General features: G+C 57.2%; 13 protein-coding genes. 2 read left to right on the top strand and 11 right to left on the bottom strand.

Features of this window, described 5'->3' with window-relative positions; translation table 11 throughout:
- A partial coding sequence (locus CIK76_RS19680) for a hypothetical protein (RefSeq protein WP_217990429.1) occupies window positions 1–210 on the top strand: 210 nt, incomplete at its 5' end.
- A 523-nt stretch (window positions 211–733) separates the two neighbouring features.
- Here CIK76_RS19680 and CIK76_RS17150 read toward each other — a convergent pair.
- The 8 genes from CIK76_RS17150 to CIK76_RS17115 form a co-directional block, all read right to left on the bottom strand.
- A complete protein-coding gene (locus tag CIK76_RS17150) occupies window positions 734–1,360 on the bottom strand; it encodes a nucleotidyltransferase family protein (RefSeq protein ID WP_096288698.1) in 627 nt (208 codons plus the stop codon).
- A complete protein-coding gene (locus CIK76_RS17145; protein ID WP_141393606.1) occupies window positions 1,357–2,244 on the bottom strand; it encodes a sugar-transfer associated ATP-grasp domain-containing protein in 888 nt (295 codons plus the stop codon). The genes CIK76_RS17150 and CIK76_RS17145 overlap by 4 nt, the downstream gene beginning before the upstream one ends.
- An 89-nt stretch (window positions 2,245–2,333) precedes the next feature.
- The gene (locus CIK76_RS17140) at window positions 2,334–3,521 is read right to left on the bottom strand and encodes a CDP-glycerol glycerophosphotransferase family protein (RefSeq protein ID WP_096288694.1); all 1,188 of its coding nucleotides are present in this window, start codon (window positions 3,519–3,521) and stop codon (window positions 2,334–2,336) included.
- A 3-nt stretch (window positions 3,522–3,524) separates the two neighbouring features.
- Entirely contained in the window at window positions 3,525–7,199 is a 3,675-nt protein-coding gene (locus CIK76_RS17135) for a sugar-transfer associated ATP-grasp domain-containing protein (protein ID WP_096288692.1), read from the bottom strand.
- A gap of 459 nt (window positions 7,200–7,658) precedes the next feature.
- Window positions 7,659–9,254: a phosphoglycerate dehydrogenase gene (gene serA, locus CIK76_RS17130; protein WP_096288690.1), complete on the bottom strand. Its 1,596-nt coding sequence runs from the start codon at window positions 9,252–9,254 to the stop codon at window positions 7,659–7,661.
- A gap of 341 nt (window positions 9,255–9,595) precedes the next feature.
- Window positions 9,596–10,846: a sulfate adenylyltransferase subunit CysN gene (cysN, locus tag CIK76_RS17125; RefSeq protein WP_096288688.1), complete on the bottom strand. Its 1,251-nt coding sequence runs from the start codon at window positions 10,844–10,846 to the stop codon at window positions 9,596–9,598.
- Between the two features lies 1 nt (window position 10,847).
- Window positions 10,848–11,771, bottom strand: coding sequence for a sulfate adenylyltransferase subunit CysD (gene cysD / locus CIK76_RS17120; protein ID WP_096288686.1), 924 nt, complete (start codon window positions 11,769–11,771; stop codon window positions 10,848–10,850).
- A 31-nt stretch (window positions 11,772–11,802) separates the two neighbouring features.
- Window positions 11,803–12,588: a 3'(2'),5'-bisphosphate nucleotidase CysQ gene (locus tag CIK76_RS17115; protein ID WP_255248527.1), complete on the bottom strand. Its 786-nt coding sequence runs from the start codon at window positions 12,586–12,588 to the stop codon at window positions 11,803–11,805.
- A gap of 166 nt (window positions 12,589–12,754) precedes the next feature.
- On the opposite strand from CIK76_RS17115, the gene cysC reads away from it, so the two are divergent.
- On the top strand, window positions 12,755–13,942 hold the full coding sequence (gene cysC / locus CIK76_RS19675; RefSeq protein WP_217990428.1) for an adenylyl-sulfate kinase: 1,188 nt from the start codon (window positions 12,755–12,757) through the stop codon (window positions 13,940–13,942).
- Here cysC and CIK76_RS17105 read toward each other — a convergent pair.
- From CIK76_RS17105 to CIK76_RS17095, 3 genes are all read right to left on the bottom strand, one after another.
- A complete protein-coding gene (locus CIK76_RS17105) occupies window positions 13,916–15,679 on the bottom strand; it encodes an SLC13 family permease (protein WP_096288712.1) in 1,764 nt (587 codons plus the stop codon). The two genes, cysC and CIK76_RS17105, sit on opposite strands and share 27 nt — an antisense overlap.
- Window positions 15,680–15,735: 56 nt before the next feature.
- Complete coding sequence (locus CIK76_RS17100) at window positions 15,736–16,593, bottom strand: glycerophosphodiester phosphodiesterase (RefSeq protein ID WP_176484287.1); 858 nt, start codon at window positions 16,591–16,593, stop codon at window positions 15,736–15,738.
- Between the two features lie 85 nt (window positions 16,594–16,678).
- A complete protein-coding gene (locus tag CIK76_RS17095; protein WP_096288680.1) occupies window positions 16,679–17,227 on the bottom strand; it encodes a hypothetical protein in 549 nt (182 codons plus the stop codon).
- Window position 17,228 lies beyond the last annotated feature (1 nt).

The following is a 17,228-nucleotide window of genomic DNA, read 5'->3' as shown; positions in this document are numbered from 1 at the left end:
GTGTTTGTGCGGCAGGCGTTAAAGCTGAGCGGGGATTTGGACCCACGCCAGGACGGGGTGCTGGAGGTGCTGTTGGATCCTTTGCCGACGCGTCGTGCCACGGTGGCGTTGGGTGAATTGTGTGAGTTGCTCAGCGGTACGCGGACCGTGTATCCGGGGACGGATCGGGTGTTGCGGTATCGGGTGAAGGGCTTAGCGGCGACTCATTAATTTTCTACCGATGTCCAGAGCCCTGGGGCCAGGACCATGGCCGGCAGCAACCCGGCGGCGGACACGAGGTTCGATTCGTCGAAGGAAACTGACACGGCGGAGGGATTGTGGAACTTGCATCTACGAGATGCCCTTCATTTCAGGAATGTTGTTACTGTCGCAAGTTCAATTTTCCCTGATATGACGGGCATTTCGTGGTTAAAACGCCGAGCAGCTCCCAAATCTCATCGGTGGATCAAGGCTAAGACTTAGTGGTCTCACTTGACTTGAAAATTTCCGTATTGGCGCAATTTCTAAACAACTGTCTGTTCGGATTGGTCTTTCTGGATGGTCATATCCTGCCTTCGCTAGTCTCTTTCTATCAATTGACTAGCAGTCTTGCACAATCCATCTGACAGGCTCTTGACTTGCGCCAGCACCAAGCTAACTATATCCGAATTCCTGGGCAATGAGGTGTCCAGGATTAAAGACGAATTATATCTATAAGGAGCACCAACTTGCTAGCCTCGGCCGCGTTTCATGGCTACAGCGAATATGCTACTTCGCCGTCCAATGAATCGATGAAACGGCGAAGATCCTCTGGCGAATTGAACCCCGCAGTTAGCTGATCCAGCCAGACAAACGACTTATCAACAATGCGTTTCGAATAAAGTTGCCCGGTATACGACTCATAGACTTGCCACCCGATGCAGGATAAAAGCCGACCCTGTTCGTATCCGTCACGAACTTCGGCTAGGCACTTAGTGAAAGTTTCGATATTTCGACAAGAAACGCCTACGATGCTTCGATTGTCACCAAAGAAAGTTAGTGGGTCATTGTTCGCCTCAGTGATAAGCGAAATAGCTTCATCAGTGTAAAAAGTGTCACCGTACAAGAAGCAGGTATCGTTATCAATTAGCTCATGAACAAATCGATCTAACTCGATTTCATTACGCCTCGGCTTGTGACGGGTTGCCCCAACCGTTTCATGCCGTGAGTCGCTCGACGAAATGATGACTTCAGCGCAAGGGTCAAAGAAGCTGAGCTGGCGAACAATGCGCCGGAGGAGCGTCTCCCCCTCAATTTCGATGAGCTGTTTAGGAATTCCTAGGTGCCCGCCCCAACGAGTCCCTTTACCGTTAGCCATGATCACATAACGATTGTGGCTCATGAAATGACTCCATGCTGTCGATAGAAATCGCCAAGCTTACCCTGACGTTGTGGCCCCCATACCTGCACAATATTGACACCAGATGAAGTGTTGGCCTCGATGACTACTGGTCCCTGTTCCGTTAGCAAAACGTCCCATGCGACAAATTGAAGGTACGGTAGAGCATCCGCGAGTTCCAGTATCGTATCCCGGACACCCTGCCAGTCCGGCAAAACAATTCCCTTAATCGTTGCGCCCGAATTAGGATGCTGATCAAACTCGTCTGTTGACCAAAGCGTACGAGCAGCGGACAACTGCCCAGATTCCAAATCCACGTGGGCAACTAGTCCACCACGACTACCGTTATCAACGGGCACCGTTTGGACGGTACCAAGGCGCAAAACGGAGAACAAAAGCCCTACGTTGCCTCCATGATCGCGCGTGGTAATCATTCTCAGAGTGTTGGTCGTTTCAGAATAGAGCTCTGCTAGAACTGGATGTTGTGTGACTCCATGAGTTAACAACCAACCATCTGTACCATCAAGAAGTTCGAGTATTTCTTGTTTTTCGACGGATATTCCGTCGAGAATCAGGTTTCCATCGAGCGAGTCAAGGCGATGAACGCCTTTGCCTTTGCCTGCAGCCAATGGCTTCATGAAGTAGGTGTGGACAGAGTCCAGCGCGAAAATCACCGCTTCAGATTGTACGGACTTCGAGATGTCTGTCAACGAGACAAGACGTCCCTTATTCTTGATGAAATCGATTGGCGGTACATCAATATGATGCCGTAGCACTTCGTTGCATGCAATCTTGTTATTGAGCATCGAATCAAAGGGCGCATTAATCGACCGCGAACGATACCAATCAAATTCTGAAAGGTACGCGTTCCTATTACGCAAAGTCAAGCTATATCGCCCGACCTGGTCGCACGTATAGCCGCCTGCGATTGCGAAGAATATCCGTTTTGGAATCGAAACGTCGAAGTGGTTGGGTGCTAGGAGGATACGACTGATCCAGAGATAAGAGAGTTTTCCTTGTTTGAGGAGTGCTCTAAGGACTGGGAGCAAAGTTCACCTACAGTTAGAATGTGGCCCGCAAGATCAGAGGTTGAGTGCCCGAGATCAAGGCTAATAAATTTATTCTTATATTCTTGGAGCGTATCCGCTGGATACGGACGTTCCAAAGCTCGGCTCAATTCTTCTGCCGACGCAAAGACGCAACCTGGCATTTCTTGATCCAGATTGATGTTCATACCATTATTCTTCAAGTACTCCTCACGGTCGTACACAAAGTACAGGGTATTCACATCCAGGATTGCGGCTTCAAGGGCAATGGAAGAGTAGTCGGTAACTAGGTAATCCGTCACTGACAACAACTCAGTTGCAGTGAAGTCCGGAATCTCGACGAATCCACTATCCGGCATAAGTAGGCTGTCACTTCCGTGCATCTTAATCACCAGATTAAAGCGATCCATAGGCAGAGCATCAACCAATCGACGTGCACCATCAGCGTCGGTACCGCGGCGGAAAGTAGGAGCATAAACAACTATCGGTTTCTGATTCAATTCCGGGTAGCGCTTGTGGATTCGTGCGGCAACCCGTGACTTCTCGTTGTGCAAGTAGTCCGCTCGTGGCAAACCAAAGTTCAATAGCTGATCTTCACGGACGCCAAAAGACTCGACGTAATTCGGATTCCACACTTTTGCGCCTGCAACAACGTAGTCGTACCCTTGGTGCATCTTCATCACGTTTGCCAACGAACGATCGTGACCACCGTTGCGTCCAAGGGTCTGCAAACCTGATTGCTTGATTTTTCCCAGTGAATGCCAAATCTGGTATACGACAAGTTCAGATCTGTGCGATAGCGCAGATACTGCTGGCCAATAGGAATCGAGGACGCAAACCTTAGACGTGGCCAGGTGATAAATGCTCTTCAGCAATACTGGCACGAATCGCAAGGTCTCCTTGAATCCGCCACGATACATTCGCGAAAGGACTACCGGGCGAATATCAGGATTCTGTTGCCTTAACTCCTCAATCAAAAGCTTGAAATCCAACGGAGTTCTATCCATCCTACGACCAAGGAAGACAATCTTATTTGAATCTACAGAAGTGAACTTCTTCAATACCCAATAGACTACCGCCATCGCCATCTTGGCAATCCAGATTATCAGCCGACGCATAAATTAGTCTTTCCTCGAAGGCAAGGAGAACAACTTCCTTGGTGGCACAACGTCGTATCCGAACATGCGCTTCTTCTTATCCAGTTTATAAAGCAGGTATTCAATAGTTTCCGGAGTTAGCCTATCAATACGTGGGAAGTCTGGCGAGCGGTTGATTTCTGGCAACATGATTCCAGTCGGCGTAATTGCTAGGTCGAATCCTAGGTACTCGAGCTGTGGCAAGCTCGCCGCAATGTCTAGTACCTTTTTAACTGCGTAGTCCCAATGAGGAATTACGCCATCAATCTCTACGTCAGTGTCCGGGTGACGCGGACAATCCGCAATACGTCCATTGTCAAGGATCTTGGCGTCGCCAAAACGACCCGTCGCAGGATCAATCTGGGCCAGCATGCCGCCTGCAGCAGTATTGTCAACGTAGCCCGATTTCAGAGAACCGATACGCAGGTATGCATTGCCGATCTGCGGGGTAACACCGTCCTTCTTGAACACGATCAAGCGAATGGTATTAACGGAATGAGGGTAGATCCTTGCGAGAACTGGGTGCATTTGAATAAATTCAGTTACCAGATACTGGTTCTTCGTATCCTTTAGGATCTGGAGAACATCGTTTTCAGTCGAGGTTTCGCCGTTCAACAGCAACTCGCTACCGGTCCACTCAAGTCGGAAAAATCCGTCACCGTGGGAGCCCTCGTCTGGCTTCAGAGCAAGAACTTGTTTGTCCTTGGCCAATCGGATCACCGATTCGAAACTTGCGGAGAATCCCTCAGGGCAGTCCATCATCGGCACGACTGTGTTTTTACCTTCATGCGCGGTTGTGTAGAAGTAGTAGGCTGGCAGGCAGTCGTTGAACTGCGCCGCTACGTATTTAATACTGACTTTGTCTTCTAGCCAGTACTTATACTTCTTGTTAATATGGCGCAGCCAGCGGTACTCAAAATCAGAAATGAACTGCTCACGGTTTTCCTCGGTAATTCCGTACTGAGGAATACGGTAAGACAAAAAGCCGTTCTTGTACGCCCAAAATTTCGTCCTCAACGAAATTTTGTTGCGCTCGAACAAGTCGCGACGCATGTCTCCCAGCCACCGAACAGACTGGTAGGGTACGAGGCCTTTCGGGTACAGCGCATTGGCAAACTCACGCCGGGTTTTCAACTTAGTCTGGTGAAGCCACTTTGTGACGACAGTCTTAGTCGGCGTGCTCTTTGCTTCTTTTTCTTCAAGCTCGTGAAGTAGGAACTTGACCGTCGCTGGCGAGAATGAGTATTCCTGACCATATGTCGGGGTTGCCGAAACACCATTGATAACTGGTCCGGTTTCAGCAAGAACAACCGAGAACTCTACAAAGCGTAGCTGTGGTGCAAAGATGCAAAGCTCTTGCAGTCGCTTAACGATTTCATTCCACTGTGGAACTTCGCGTGCAATTGCGGTTTCGCTAACCGGGTGGTTCTTATACACATAGAGTCGGCCTCGAACAAGGGAGCGCGCTGCTTCGATACGTCCAGTTTCAGGCGTAACGCGCGAAACGAGTCGCAGATGGGCGATCTTCTCCACCGCATCGTCTTCAACGGTAATGTCATCGCCGTTGAATCCAGGGCCCGGGTCATCACCGTCTGCGCGCTGATCAGCGCCGGCTAGCTGCATCTCAATCAATTGCTCATCTGATACAGCAGCGCTAGCGAGACGGCTAGACTTGGTTTGGCGCCCAAGCACGTGACCATTCTTGAGGAATGCTTCAACATGCTCGGCATCTTCAATTGACACAACCGAGGCTTCGGCCACCGCCGGAGCTATGCCACTAGGGTTCATCATGGTGATACTCAAAGCGACGTTGCCGATCGTCGATAGATCTGTGAGCGATGAACTATCGATCTTCTTTTCGCCGAGTACATAGAACTGCTCACGAACACGGTAGGTAAGAAGTTTTTCAAATTCGTCCGAGGTAAATGGCACCCCGTTTATGACGAAGCGGCCGGATTCATAGGTAACTTCCTCGGAGGCAGTTCCACTCCAAGCCGACGAAGACAGCGTCAGCACATCATTCTCGACGAGGAACTTGGCTACACCGTTGATGTCGGATCCGAATGCACGTGCTTCATCGGAAAGGGCGATGACCTGAAGTTCACGGTCACGACGAAGTACCTGATAGTGAAGGATTTCGAAGGAATCCAGATACGGTTTAAATACAGAGTGAGTAGAAACGCGGTCGCGCACCCACTTTGCGTACTTACCATTGAGCGGCTGAACGTACAAGTAATCACGCAACGATACAAACTCGTTGCGATTTGCATCCGTGATGCCGAAGCGACCGGCATATGCAGGATCGAATCCCCAATCTAGCGCTTGCCTATCCAGAGAAGTTAGGTTGCCAGAATTCTTCCTGTCGATAGCTGAGGAACGACGAACCCACAATCGTGCGGCACGTCCGGTGAATCCCTTTGCACGCAATTGGAATGCAGCGTATCGGCGCGAAACGCGTTGAGTACGACGAGTGACCCGTGCAGATACAGTCTGACGTTGTCCGCGTTCGATATTCGAGTCGCGACGTGTATCCATAACAGTGGTAAGGAACTCGGTGACTGCATTGTTAAATCCCCCGGTAGCTGGGAAACGAGGAGAAATCGAAAGGTCTCGAATTTCTAAGGTACCGTCGGGACCCAAGACGACGTCTACCGAGATGAAGGTAAATTCGTGGCGTTCGCTGGAGAGCACTTCTTCAAGAGCGCTGTTGATTCCAGTGAGTTGCGGTACAGAGGAGACTCCGCCATCAAGCTTTTGGAAGTCTCCGTTCTCCAGATCCACATTAATTTCGTGATCGAATCGTTGCTCACCCAAAGACATGCGTTGGCGTCGTTTACCCCAACCACGACGAATACCTTCGTTTTGTGAAGATCCAATTTCTTCTAGAGTCGGCTCTACAGCACGCCAGCGGTCGCCAACACAAAGTTGGCCTTGTAGTACATGAGCCTTGTTGTCTTCGCCTCGTCCAATAAAAAGACGAAGAACTGCATCGTCAAACCCAAGTGATTCTCCCATATACGCTTGCGCTTCAAAGACTGGCAGCAGGACGCAACGAGCGATAGAACTCATTTTGCGGAGAGTACCGAGTACATCTTCCTCAGATGCTGGCCATCCGTCAATCGTGTAACCCTGCCCATCAAAGGCAACCTGGCGACCGCGGCCACGATCCCATCGGACCGGACGAACGTTAACTTGACCGAATTGTCGAATAACTGCCAGAAGTCCAGTCTCGTCAGCAAGGGCGTCGGCAGGGAAATCATGCAAACGAACGATGTCGAATACTTCGCGGTAAGTAAAAACAGTACAAATTGGTGTCGGCATGTACTTTTCAAAGCCATCAACAAAGCGATAAGCCGTAACCAAGTTGGTCAGCCAAGCTCGGCGGCGATTAAGCGGGCTCAGATAGAGGTAATCCTTATAGCTCAAAAGGTTCGCTGAGGTGCCTACCACTGAAGCAGAATTGACAGTATGTCCGGATTCGTGAATGTTACGGACGTTGATTGCGGCGTTGATATCGCCTGCGGATTGAAGATCTCTTATCTGGCTTCTTACCCAGCGACGCGCCGCAGCCGTGGAAAATCCCTCAGTTACAAACTTGTGAGACGCTGCGGTCACTGCGGCCTTGCGTGCCTTCTTTGCTACTTTTTCAGCAGTGCTCATAGGATGCCAAGAGACCTTTCGTCTTGCTCAATGTGCCGACTTCTCAATCCGGCAAGTGTTCCTCTGCAACGAAGTTCCATAGACGCCGATGCGCGAGGCGATTATTGACACCTACAACTCACAGAAACACAAATTAACTTTGTATGGCCTGTGCGTAAGGTGAATCCACCATCAAAAGAATACCAACTCTAGCGTGATCATGAAATATTCTGTGTTCTGTCCAACAATGGATGAATTACATTTCTCCTAGTCTTCCGTCAATTCGAGCGTCACGGGATCAATGATCCAACTAGTCAAACGGCAAGTTTCATCAAACGTTCTGATTAGCTTAAACCCTAAAACAAGTTTTTCGAAAAGTGGTTGGCGACAGGATAAACACCCGCCAGAGACGACCGGGTGCCGGGTTCTGACGGGTGTTTCAAGTGGTCGCGCAAATTGCGTAATTAGTTTAGACGGAAGTTAGCCTTCCAAGTTGATCTCCCGAGCAACGCTCGCACCGATCGCAGCACCAACAACATCCAGCACACCGTGCGGCAGTGCCGAATCAATGTTAATCACCGCGACGGCCTCGGCGCGCTCTTCATCGCGCGAAACCTGCATGCCAGCAATGTTGATGCCCTGCTCCCCCAGCACGTTGCCTAGCGAGCCGACAACGCCTGGACGATCCGAGTAGCGCACAACGATCATGTGATCCGAGATCGGGATTTCGATCTCGTGGCCGTTGATTCCGACAAGCTTTTCGATCTGCTTTGGACCGGTCAAGGTGCCGGCTACGGCCAGCTGCGTGCCCTCATTGGTTGCGCCCTTGATGGTCAGCTGGTTGCGGTACTCAGGTGAATCAGGGGTGGTGACCAAACGGGTGGCCACTCCGCGCTGCTCGGCAAGAACCGGAGCGTTGACGTAGGACACCTGGTCCGAAACGACATCCATGAAGACACCCTTCAACGCGGAAAGCTCCAAGGCCTTCACATCCAGGGAAGCGATTTCACCGGCGACCACCACATCAATGCTGGTCAGCGAGCCCGAGGTCAGGGCGTTGAAGATGCGACCCAGCTTCTCGATCAGCGGGATGCCCGGGCGCACGTTTTCGTCGATGATGCCGCCGGCAACGTTCACTGCATCCGGAACCAGCTCGCCGGCAAGTGCCAGGCGAACCGACTTGGCAACGGAAACACCGGCCTTCTCCTGCGCTTCATCGGTGGATGCGCCCAGATGCGGAGTGACGGTCACGTTCTCGAATTCGAAGAACGGAAGGTCGGTGCTAGGTTCTTTGACGAATACGTCAATGCCGGCGCCGGCAATCTCTTCATTCTTCAGTGCTTCATACAGCGCGTCCTGGTCAACGAGGCCACCACGTGCCACGTTGATGACGTAAGCGCTCTTCTTCATCTTGCCGAAGGCTTCCTTGCCCAGCATGCCCAGCGTCTCTGGAGTCTTCGGCATGTGGATGGTCACGAAGTCCGCCTGGGCCAGCAATTCGTCAAGGGTCACCAACGTGACACCAAGCTGGGAGGCACGAGCCGGGGTGACATATGGATCATAGGCAATGACATCCATGCCGAAGCCCTGCAGGCGTGCTGCGACGAGGGCGCCGATACGGCCCAGGCCGATGATGCCGGCCTTCTTTTCGAACAACTCGACTCCGGTGAAGGAGCTGCGCTTCCATTCGCCGTTCTTCAGCGAGGCATTCGCGGCAGGAATGCGGCGAGCCAGCGAAACGATGTGGCCCACTGTCAGTTCCGCCGCCGAGATGATGTTCGAGGTCGGAGCGTTGACTACCATGACGCCAGCCTGAGTGGCGGACTTGATATCTACATTGTCCAGTCCTACGCCCGCACGGGCGATGATCTTCAGGTTCTTGGCCGCGGCGATTGCCTCGGCGTCCACCTGGGTGGCCGAACGGACGAGAATTGCATCTACGTCGGCGATAGCTTCGAGCAGCTGGGAGCGGTCTGCTCCGTCTGTCTGACGAATTTCAAAGTCGGGACCGAGCGCAGCGACAGTTGCTGGGGATAGTTGTTCGGCCAGAAGTACGATTGGCTTATTGTCAGACACGGGTGTGGCACCTTTGCGATTTCATTGGGCTGATGCTGGCATGTGGGCGATCGTTGATGATCGCCAACATGTTCCACCCTATCGCCGGGCAGTCCTAGACTCCGTTGAATTTACGCATATTACGCAGCTTCAGAGCGACTTTGTGAAAACTTTCACTTGATCGATAGACTGGTGTTTAGATGTGCCTGCCTCAATCCAGTACCTGATTCTGCCAGCCTTTCCTAGAGCTCCCAGCGGAGATCTAGAGTTCCTGTTTTTGCGTGCAAAGCCTTCACCCAGGGCGGGAATGACAACAGCCTACGGAAGTGCCCCGCCCCTCAGCGCCTACCGGCGGTTCGCGGCTACTCCGCTTCGATAATCATTCCAGCGGCCACCGTATTGTTGGTAATTTCATCGATCAGGATGAATCCACCGGTGATCCGGTTCTTTTGGTACTCATCAGCCAATAGGGGCTGCGTAGTGCGAATGTTTATCCGGCCGATCTCGTTCAGTTGCAGCACATCAACTCCCTCGTCGCGGTGCAGGGTATTGATATTCAACTTATACCGCAGCGCCTTGATCAGCGCTCTCGCGGTCTTCGTGGTGTGCTTGATCGCAAGCTTCTGCCCGACGTGCATGGGGTTGTCGCTCATCCAGCAGATCATGGCCTCGAAATTCTGTGCCACCTTCGGCTGGTTATTGGGACGAACGATCATATCCCCGCGGGATATATCGAGTTCATCATCCAGCCGGATGGTCACCGACATCGGCGGGTAGGCTTCGGCCACCGGACCGTCGGCGGTGCGGACCTCTTTGATGGTGGAGGGCAGGCCGCTGGGCAGTACCACCACGTGGTCTCCGGCCTTCAGCACGCCGCTGGCCACCTGGCCGGCGTAACCGCGATAGTCGTGGTAATCATTGTTGTGCGGGCGAATCACATACTGCACCGGGAAGCGCACATCCACCATGTTCAGGTCGCTGGCGATCTGCACGTTTTCCAGGTGGTGCATCAGCGAAGCGCCCTGGTACCACGGCATGTTTTCCGAGCGGGTCACCAAATTGTCGCCGGTCAATGCGGACACCGGGATCACCTGGATATCGGTAATGTTCAGCCGTGCCGCGTAGTTGGTGAATTCGCTGCGGATCTGCTCAAACACCTCTTCTGACCAATCGACCAGATCCATCTTGTTCACCGCGACCACCAGATGCGGCACATTGAGCAATGAAACCAAGAAGGCATGGCGCCGGGACTGTTCCACCAGCCCCTTGCGGGCGTCCACCAGAATGATCGATAGATCCGAGGTGGAGGCGCCGGTGACCATATTGCGGGTGTATTGGATATGCCCTGGGGTATCGGCCACGATGAATTTGCGCTTAGGCGTCGCAAAATAGCGGTACGCCACATCGATGGTGATGCCCTGCTCACGCTCGGCGCGCAGGCCATCGGTCAACAGCGCCAGATCGGTGTAGTCCGTGCCGCGCTCCTGGCTGGTTTTCTCCACCGAGGCCAGCTGGTCGGTGAAAATGGCTTTGGAATCGAAAAGCAGCCGGCCAATCAAGGTGCTCTTTCCGTCGTCTACCGACCCGGCGGTGGCAATGCGTAACAAGTCCATTTTAGAAGTACCCTTCCTTCTTGCGGTCTTCCATGGCCGCCTCGCTGACCTGGTCATCCCCCCGGGTCGCCCCGCGCTCGGTGATCCTGGAGATGGCTACTTCCTCCACGATCTGAGCTGCCGTCGTCGCGCTGGAGGCTACCGCCGCGGTGAGGCTGGCGTCCCCCACGGTGCGGTAGCGGACCAGCTGGGTCCGCACCGGCTCATGATCCCTGGGCTGACAGAAGGCGTGCACCCCGAAGATCATTTGGTTGCGTTCGAAGACCTCGCGTTCATGGGCGTAGTAGATCGAGGGCAGCAAAACGTTCTCGCGCAGTATGTAGTTCCAGATATCCAGTTCGGTCCAATTCGATAGCGGGAAGACCCTGAGGCTTTCTCCGTAATTCAGCTTGCTGTTGTACAGGCTCCACAATTCCGGACGCTGATTTCTTGGATCCCACTGCCCGAATTCATCACGGAAGGAGAACACCCGTTCCTTGGCCCGGGCCTTTTCCTCATCTCGGCGAGCGCCGCCCATCAAGGCGTTGAGATCATTTTTCTCGATGGTGTCCAGCAGCACGGGGGTTTGAATGCGGTTGCGCGAACCACCGCGCTCCTCTACCAGGTCCCCCGCGTCAATGGCCTTCTGCACCGATCCGACGATCAGCCGCACTCCCCTGCGGGCCACTTCGGCATCGCGGAAGTCCAGTACCTCCTGGAAGTTGTGCCCGGTATCGATATGCACCACCGGGAACGGTATGGCCGCCGGGGCGAAGGCCTTGGCCGCCAGGTGCAGCAGCACCGCCGAGTCCTTTCCTCCGGAAAACAGCAGTCCGGGCCGTTCGAGTTCGGCAACAACTTCACGGATGATGAAGATCGATTCCGCCTCGAGCGCCGTCAATTGGTCCAGCTGGTACTTCAGACCCGCCGTGGTTTTCGTTTTCAATGTGAACCCCCCAAAGTTCGTTTTCTTCTCGCTAGCCGGAAACCGGCCTGGTGCAGCGTTCCATCGTGTCGACGAGCAGCTTGCTGATCTCCTGCCTGCAGACGAGCAGATCAGGTAGATACGGGTCGGCCCCGTTGTAGGCGAGTTCCGAGCCGTCGACCCGGCTGGCGTGCAATCCGCTGGCGCGCGCCACCGCGGCGGGCGCCGCGGAGTCCCATTCGAACTGTCCGCCGGCGTGGATGTAGGCATCGGCTTCCCCGCGGATCACCGCGCAGGTCTTGTATCCGGCCGATCCCATCGGGAGCAGTTCCGCATCCAGCGCTTCGGCCGCCCGCAGCACGCTGTCGTGCGCCCTGGTGCGGGATACTGCGAACCGCAGTCTCCCGTGGACCGGCCGGTTGGTTGCCGGCTCGCGTGATGCACTGCTGAAGATGGAGTGCAGGCCCGGCAGCGCCACCGCGCCGGCGGTCAGCTGGCCGCGTTCCCACAACGCCACATGCACCGCCCAGTCATCCCGGTACTCTGAATACTCGCGGGTCCCATCCAAGGGATCGATGATCCAGACCCGCTCGCGCTCCAGCCGTACGGGATTGTCTGCCGCCTCCTCGGACAGTACGGCGTCCCGGGCGTGCGATTGCGCCAGTGCGGCTATCAGGTATTCGTGGGCGGCCCGGTCCCCGGCGTCTTTTAATTCCCGCCCGCTCAGGCCGCGCGATTGCGCGTGCTCGCGCAACTCGAGCAGTATCGCTCCGGCGCCGTCGGCTAGCTGGATGGCGCGCGACAAGTCCCCCATTTGTCCCCCTCCTTGACCCCTCAAGGTCACATGGAACACAAATATGCGCCATGTGGTTTAGATCATAGTATCCAGCTTTGGGTGCAAGATGATAGGCGTTGCCCGGATTATTCCCCAGCTCCTGCCCAATCCGTGACACACGACAGCCGGGAGCCTAGGATGGCCATATTCATCCATGGGAGGGGACCCAATGGAATCCGAAGACCACCGCACCGCGCAAGAAGAAGTCATCCACCTGGATCCGGGGGATCTGGATGTCTTGGAATTGGCGCTGGGCGGCCTGGCAGAGCCTGGCGCCGTCGAGCACGCCCTGGCTCGCCATTGGCCCGCAGCAAGCGAAGCCGGCGCGCAGACCCTAGCCGGGCAGCACAGGCACCTGCTCCTTGCCGATCCCGACGGAACGCCTCTGGCGAGGCTGAGGCTGGCCTCCGGGGGCCACATAGCTGGCCTGGTGGCGCTTGCCCCCGCCGAGCATGGAGCCTTCCGCGAGCTGCGCGTCACCGGCCCGCTGCGGGCAGAGCGTGTCGTGCTCTTCGACCATGCGCCCACTCCGGGACAACTGCTGCAGCTGCGCAAGCAGCACCCAGACCTGACGGCAGTCACGCTGCTGCTGGTCATCTCCACCCCGGTGGCCCACGGAGCTGGATTCGCCTCGCTCATGGATCAGCTTTGCTCCGCCGCGCAGCTGATCGGAGTCCGCGCGGGCCGGCATCTCATCGTTCCCCCCGGGTTCTCTCCCCCGGAGCTGATCGCTCGGCTCTCCGCGGTGGTGTTGGACGATTTCCGCCAAGGTGCCACGCATCCCGCGGCCCGGCCGGGCGCGGTGGTCCTGCTCACCGGCCTGTCAGGGTCCGGGAAGTCCACCCTGGCCCGGGCCATCCAGCAGCAGGTTCACGCGCATTCCCGCCAGCGCGCCGTGCTGCTCGACGGCGATGAGGTGCGGCGCTATGTCTCCAAGGGGCTGGGTTTTTCCCGGGCGGAGCGGGAAACCAATGTCGAGCGGATCGGCTGGATCGCCGCCCGGATCAGCGAGGCCGGGGGCCTTGCGATCTGCGCGCCCATTGCCCCGTTCGCGCAGGCTCGCAGCACGGTCAGGCGGCTGGCCGAGGCCGTGGGTTCCTTTACGCTGATCCATGTCGCCACCCCCTTGGAAGTCTGCGAGCAACGCGACCGCAAGGGACTGTACGCCAAGGCCAGGGCGGGGCTGATCCCGGACTTCACGGGCATCGATTCACCCTATGAGGTGCCGGTCGAGGTGGATCTCCGGCTGGACCTGTCGCAGTTGAGCATCGAGGCGGCCACCGCGCAGGCCATGGAGGTGCTGGCGCCCGGGCTTGCCGGGCCAGGCGGGCTAGAAAGGCCAGAAGAGCGGAATTAGACCCAGGGCGACGCTCGCGGTCAGCAGCGTCATCGGTATCCCGATGCGCACGAAGTCCTGCATCCGGTAACCGCCGGGGCCCATGACCATCAGGTTGGTCTGGTATCCCAGCGGCGTGATGAAGCTGGCCGAGGCCGCGATCATCACCGCCACGGCGAAGGGCATGAAGTCCGCGCCGATCTGATCGGCAATCTCCATGGCTATCGGGAACACCAGCACCGCGGCCGCGTTATTGGTCAAGAGCTCGGTGCACAGAACCGTCAGGAAGAATACCGCGGCCAAGGCCATCCAGGGGCCGCCGCCGACGGACAGCAAGGTGTGCGCCAGCCAGCTGGCTGCCCCGGTTTTGGTCATCGCCATGCCCAGCGAAAAAGAGGCCGCGATCACGATGATCACCTGGATATCGATATAGCGGCGCAGCTTGCCAAGTGCCACGCACCCGGTGGCCAGCATCAACCCGGCGGCAACCAGGGCGGCGACGATCACTTCCAGCAGGCCGAGGGCATTGAGCAGCACCATGACCACCAGGATCGCCACCGCCCAGGGGGCCCTGCGGAAGTTGGCCGGCGACTCGTCGTTGATCGGGCTGACCAGCAGGAAATCCCGGCGGAACCGGTATTGCTCGACGAAGTCCAGGCTCGCTTCGAGCAGCAGCGCGTCGCCCACCCGCAATTCGATGTCCCCGATCTTTCCGGGCAGGCGCTGGCCCGCACGGGAAATCGAGAGCACCACGGCCTTGTAGCGCGAACGGAACCGGGACTCGCGCACCGCCATTCCCAGCCCCGCGAAGTCCGGGCCGATCACGACTTCCACCAGCCGGCGCTGGAAATGCTCCACGTCCAGTTTCCCCACGTCCCCAGCCGATGGCTGCAGGCCGCGCACCTTGCGCAGCTCACCGGCGCAGCGCGGGTCTCCGATGAAGGTCAGCCGGTCCCCGGATTGCAGGACGGTGTCGGGTCCGACTTCCGAAACGAGGTTCTGCTCGCGCTGTATCTCGGCCAGATAGCAGTAGTTCAGGCTGCGCAGTCCGGCGGCCGCAATGGTCTTGTTCCGCACCGGGCCGTCCTCGGTGACCTGGAACTCGACGGCGTACTGGCGGGCCGCCTGCAGCTGTTCCAGGGCGCCGTGCCGGGTGGGCAGCAATTTGCCGGCAAAGAGGATCAGGAACAGCGCCCCGATGACCGCCAGCGGCACGCCGATCGCGGCAATGTCGAACATCCCCAGCGACAAACCGCGTTCGGATTGCAGCAACCCGTCGATGACGAGGTTGGTGCTGGTTCCGATCAGCGTGGCGGTACCGCCGAGGATCGCCATGTAGCTGAGCGGGATCAGCATCTTGGACACCGGGATGCGCAGCCGCCCGGACCAGTCCTGGATGGCGGGCAGCATCATGGCCACCACCGTGGTGTTGTTCAGGAATGCGCTGAGCGCTCCCACCGGGAAGGCGAGCCGGGCATAGGCGCCGCGCTGGGTCTTGGGCCGGCCCAGCATCAGGTTGGCGATCCATTGCACCGCTCCGGTTTCCTTCAGGCCCGCCGCGACGATATACAGCACCGCCACGGTGATGACCCCGGGGTTGGCAAAACCTACCAGCGCCTCGGCAGGTTCCAGGACGCCGGAGACCAACAGGATTAGGACAGCGCCCATCAGCACCACATCCGCCGGCAACCGCCCCCAAGCCAGAGCCGCGAGCACCCCGATAATCACCGCGAAGGTGATGTACGCTTCAATGCCCATCGATTGGTCCCGCCGGTGCGGCGACCCGCAGTTCGCAGGTTCCAGACGGGTGCGGCTCACTCATCGAAAAGCCCCTCCTCGATGATCAACCGCTCCAGCTTCCACGGGTTATCGGTGTATACGCCGTCGATTCCCAGCTCCAGATACGGTTGCAGCCGTTCGGTGCTATTGATCGTGTAGATGTACACCGTCAGCCCGGCATCCTTGAGCGCGCGAATATAGTCCGTGGGAAGATCTCGGGAGGCCCCCACGTAGTCGATTCCGTGGGCCTTGATCTCCTCGGGCTCCGGCATCTCCTGCAGCAGCAGGAGCAAGGCCTGCAGCCCGCTGGCGGCCAGCTGCACAGCGGCGGCGTAGTCGTAGGTTTGCACGATCACCGAGCCCTGGATTTGCCGGCTGGTCACGGACGCGGTGAAGTCCTCCAGATCCGGCACCGGCCGCTTCAGCTCGGGGAACAGCACGTTGCCCGTGGTGTATTCGTCCAGGATCTCCGGCCAGGTGGTGGTGCTTCCCAGCGTTTCGCCGTCTTGGGAACGCACCTTGGCCAGCTCCCACTGCTCCAGCGAAATTTCTTCCAACGGTCCGGTGGCGCCCTCCAGGCTCCGGTCGGCCAGCGGGTCATGGCTTGGAACCAGCGTGCCGTCGGCCAGCGGACGCAAGTCGAATTCGATCGGATAGCCGGTGTTGGCCAGCGCCTGCATGGCTTCCGCCGAGGATTCCGGATACACCCGCCAGGCGCTGCGGTGCGCGATCAAGGTCAGCGGCTGAGCCGCCGGCTTGGCGGTGGCTGCCGGCTTGGCGGTCGTTGCGGTGCCGGCACCACCGGCACACCCGCTCAGCAAGGCCGTCAGTGCAATGGCTACGCACCCTGCGGCGCTTCGTGCCCGGATTCCCCCGGGCCTTGGCGAATTCATGGATCCTCCCCAGTAATACATGGATTCAATGGGCAAGCACCAGAGTCCAAAGATGCTGGTTCCCGGTGCCTGCCGATAGTGCTATTTAATTGCATTCAACGCTTTTGATCAGCACCTCCAGCGACTGCTCGGCTTCTTCCAGCTGCTTCTCGCTGTCTTGTTCCTCATCGGCTTCCACCGCCAAGACGGTGCTGAAGCTGCGCTTGACCGCATCGAACTGCTGGCTGTGCTCGGTGACCGAGGGATCGCCTTGCAGGTCATCGATGGCATCCAGCCAGCCGCGGATGGCGTCCACGCCCTGCCCCTGCACGTCCTGGTTGATGGCGCCCAGCCGCTCGGCCACGTAGCCGCAGCCCACGCTGTCCTGTGGAGCCTCCGGCCAGTCCCCGGACGTGGCCCCTTCGAAGGTGGTGATCGGCTCGGCGGGCCCCTGGTCTTCGGCTTCCCCGGCCGCCACCACACCACCGCCCTCCGGCTCGTTCCCGGCGTCCGGGCCTTGCGGGCCGGAGCCGCCCAGGGCATTGATGATCAGCCAGGTGGCCAGCGCCACGACCAGCAGCGCGCCGAGGATCGCCAGCAGCCAGCGGGTCCGCGCCGGCTTGGAGTTCTTCTGCCGTTCAAGGGTGTTGGACATG

The sequence above is a fragment of the Glutamicibacter sp. BW80 genome (assembly GCF_002332385.1).
Classification (GTDB): Bacteria; Actinomycetota; Actinomycetes; order Actinomycetales; family Micrococcaceae; genus Glutamicibacter.
This window is presented reverse-complemented; position numbering and strand designations above follow the sequence as displayed.

Bases quoted from the DNA above. Each gene is read 5' to 3' on its own strand.
- CIK76_RS17150 (WP_096288698.1), bottom strand. From the start codon at position 1,360: ATGAGCCACAATCGTTATGTGATCATGGCTAACGGTAAAGGGACTCGT.
- cysC (WP_217990428.1), top strand. From the start codon at position 12,755: ATGGAATCCGAAGACCACCGCACCGCGCAAGAAGAAGTCATCCACCTG.
- CIK76_RS17095 (WP_096288680.1), bottom strand. From the start codon at position 17,227: ATGTCCAACACCCTTGAACGGCAGAAGAACTCCAAGCCGGCGCGGACC.
- CIK76_RS17105 (WP_096288712.1), bottom strand. From the start codon at position 15,679: ATGGGCATTGAAGCGTACATCACCTTCGCGGTGATTATCGGGGTGCTC.
- CIK76_RS17100 (WP_176484287.1), bottom strand. From the start codon at position 16,593: ATGAATTCGCCAAGGCCCGGGGGAATCCGGGCACGAAGCGCCGCAGGG.
- CIK76_RS17135 (WP_096288692.1), bottom strand. From the start codon at position 7,199: ATGAGCACTGCTGAAAAAGTAGCAAAGAAGGCACGCAAGGCCGCAGTG.
- CIK76_RS17140 (WP_096288694.1), bottom strand. From the start codon at position 3,521: ATGCGTCGGCTGATAATCTGGATTGCCAAGATGGCGATGGCGGTAGTC.
- cysN (WP_096288688.1), bottom strand. From the start codon at position 10,846: ATGGACTTGTTACGCATTGCCACCGCCGGGTCGGTAGACGACGGAAAG.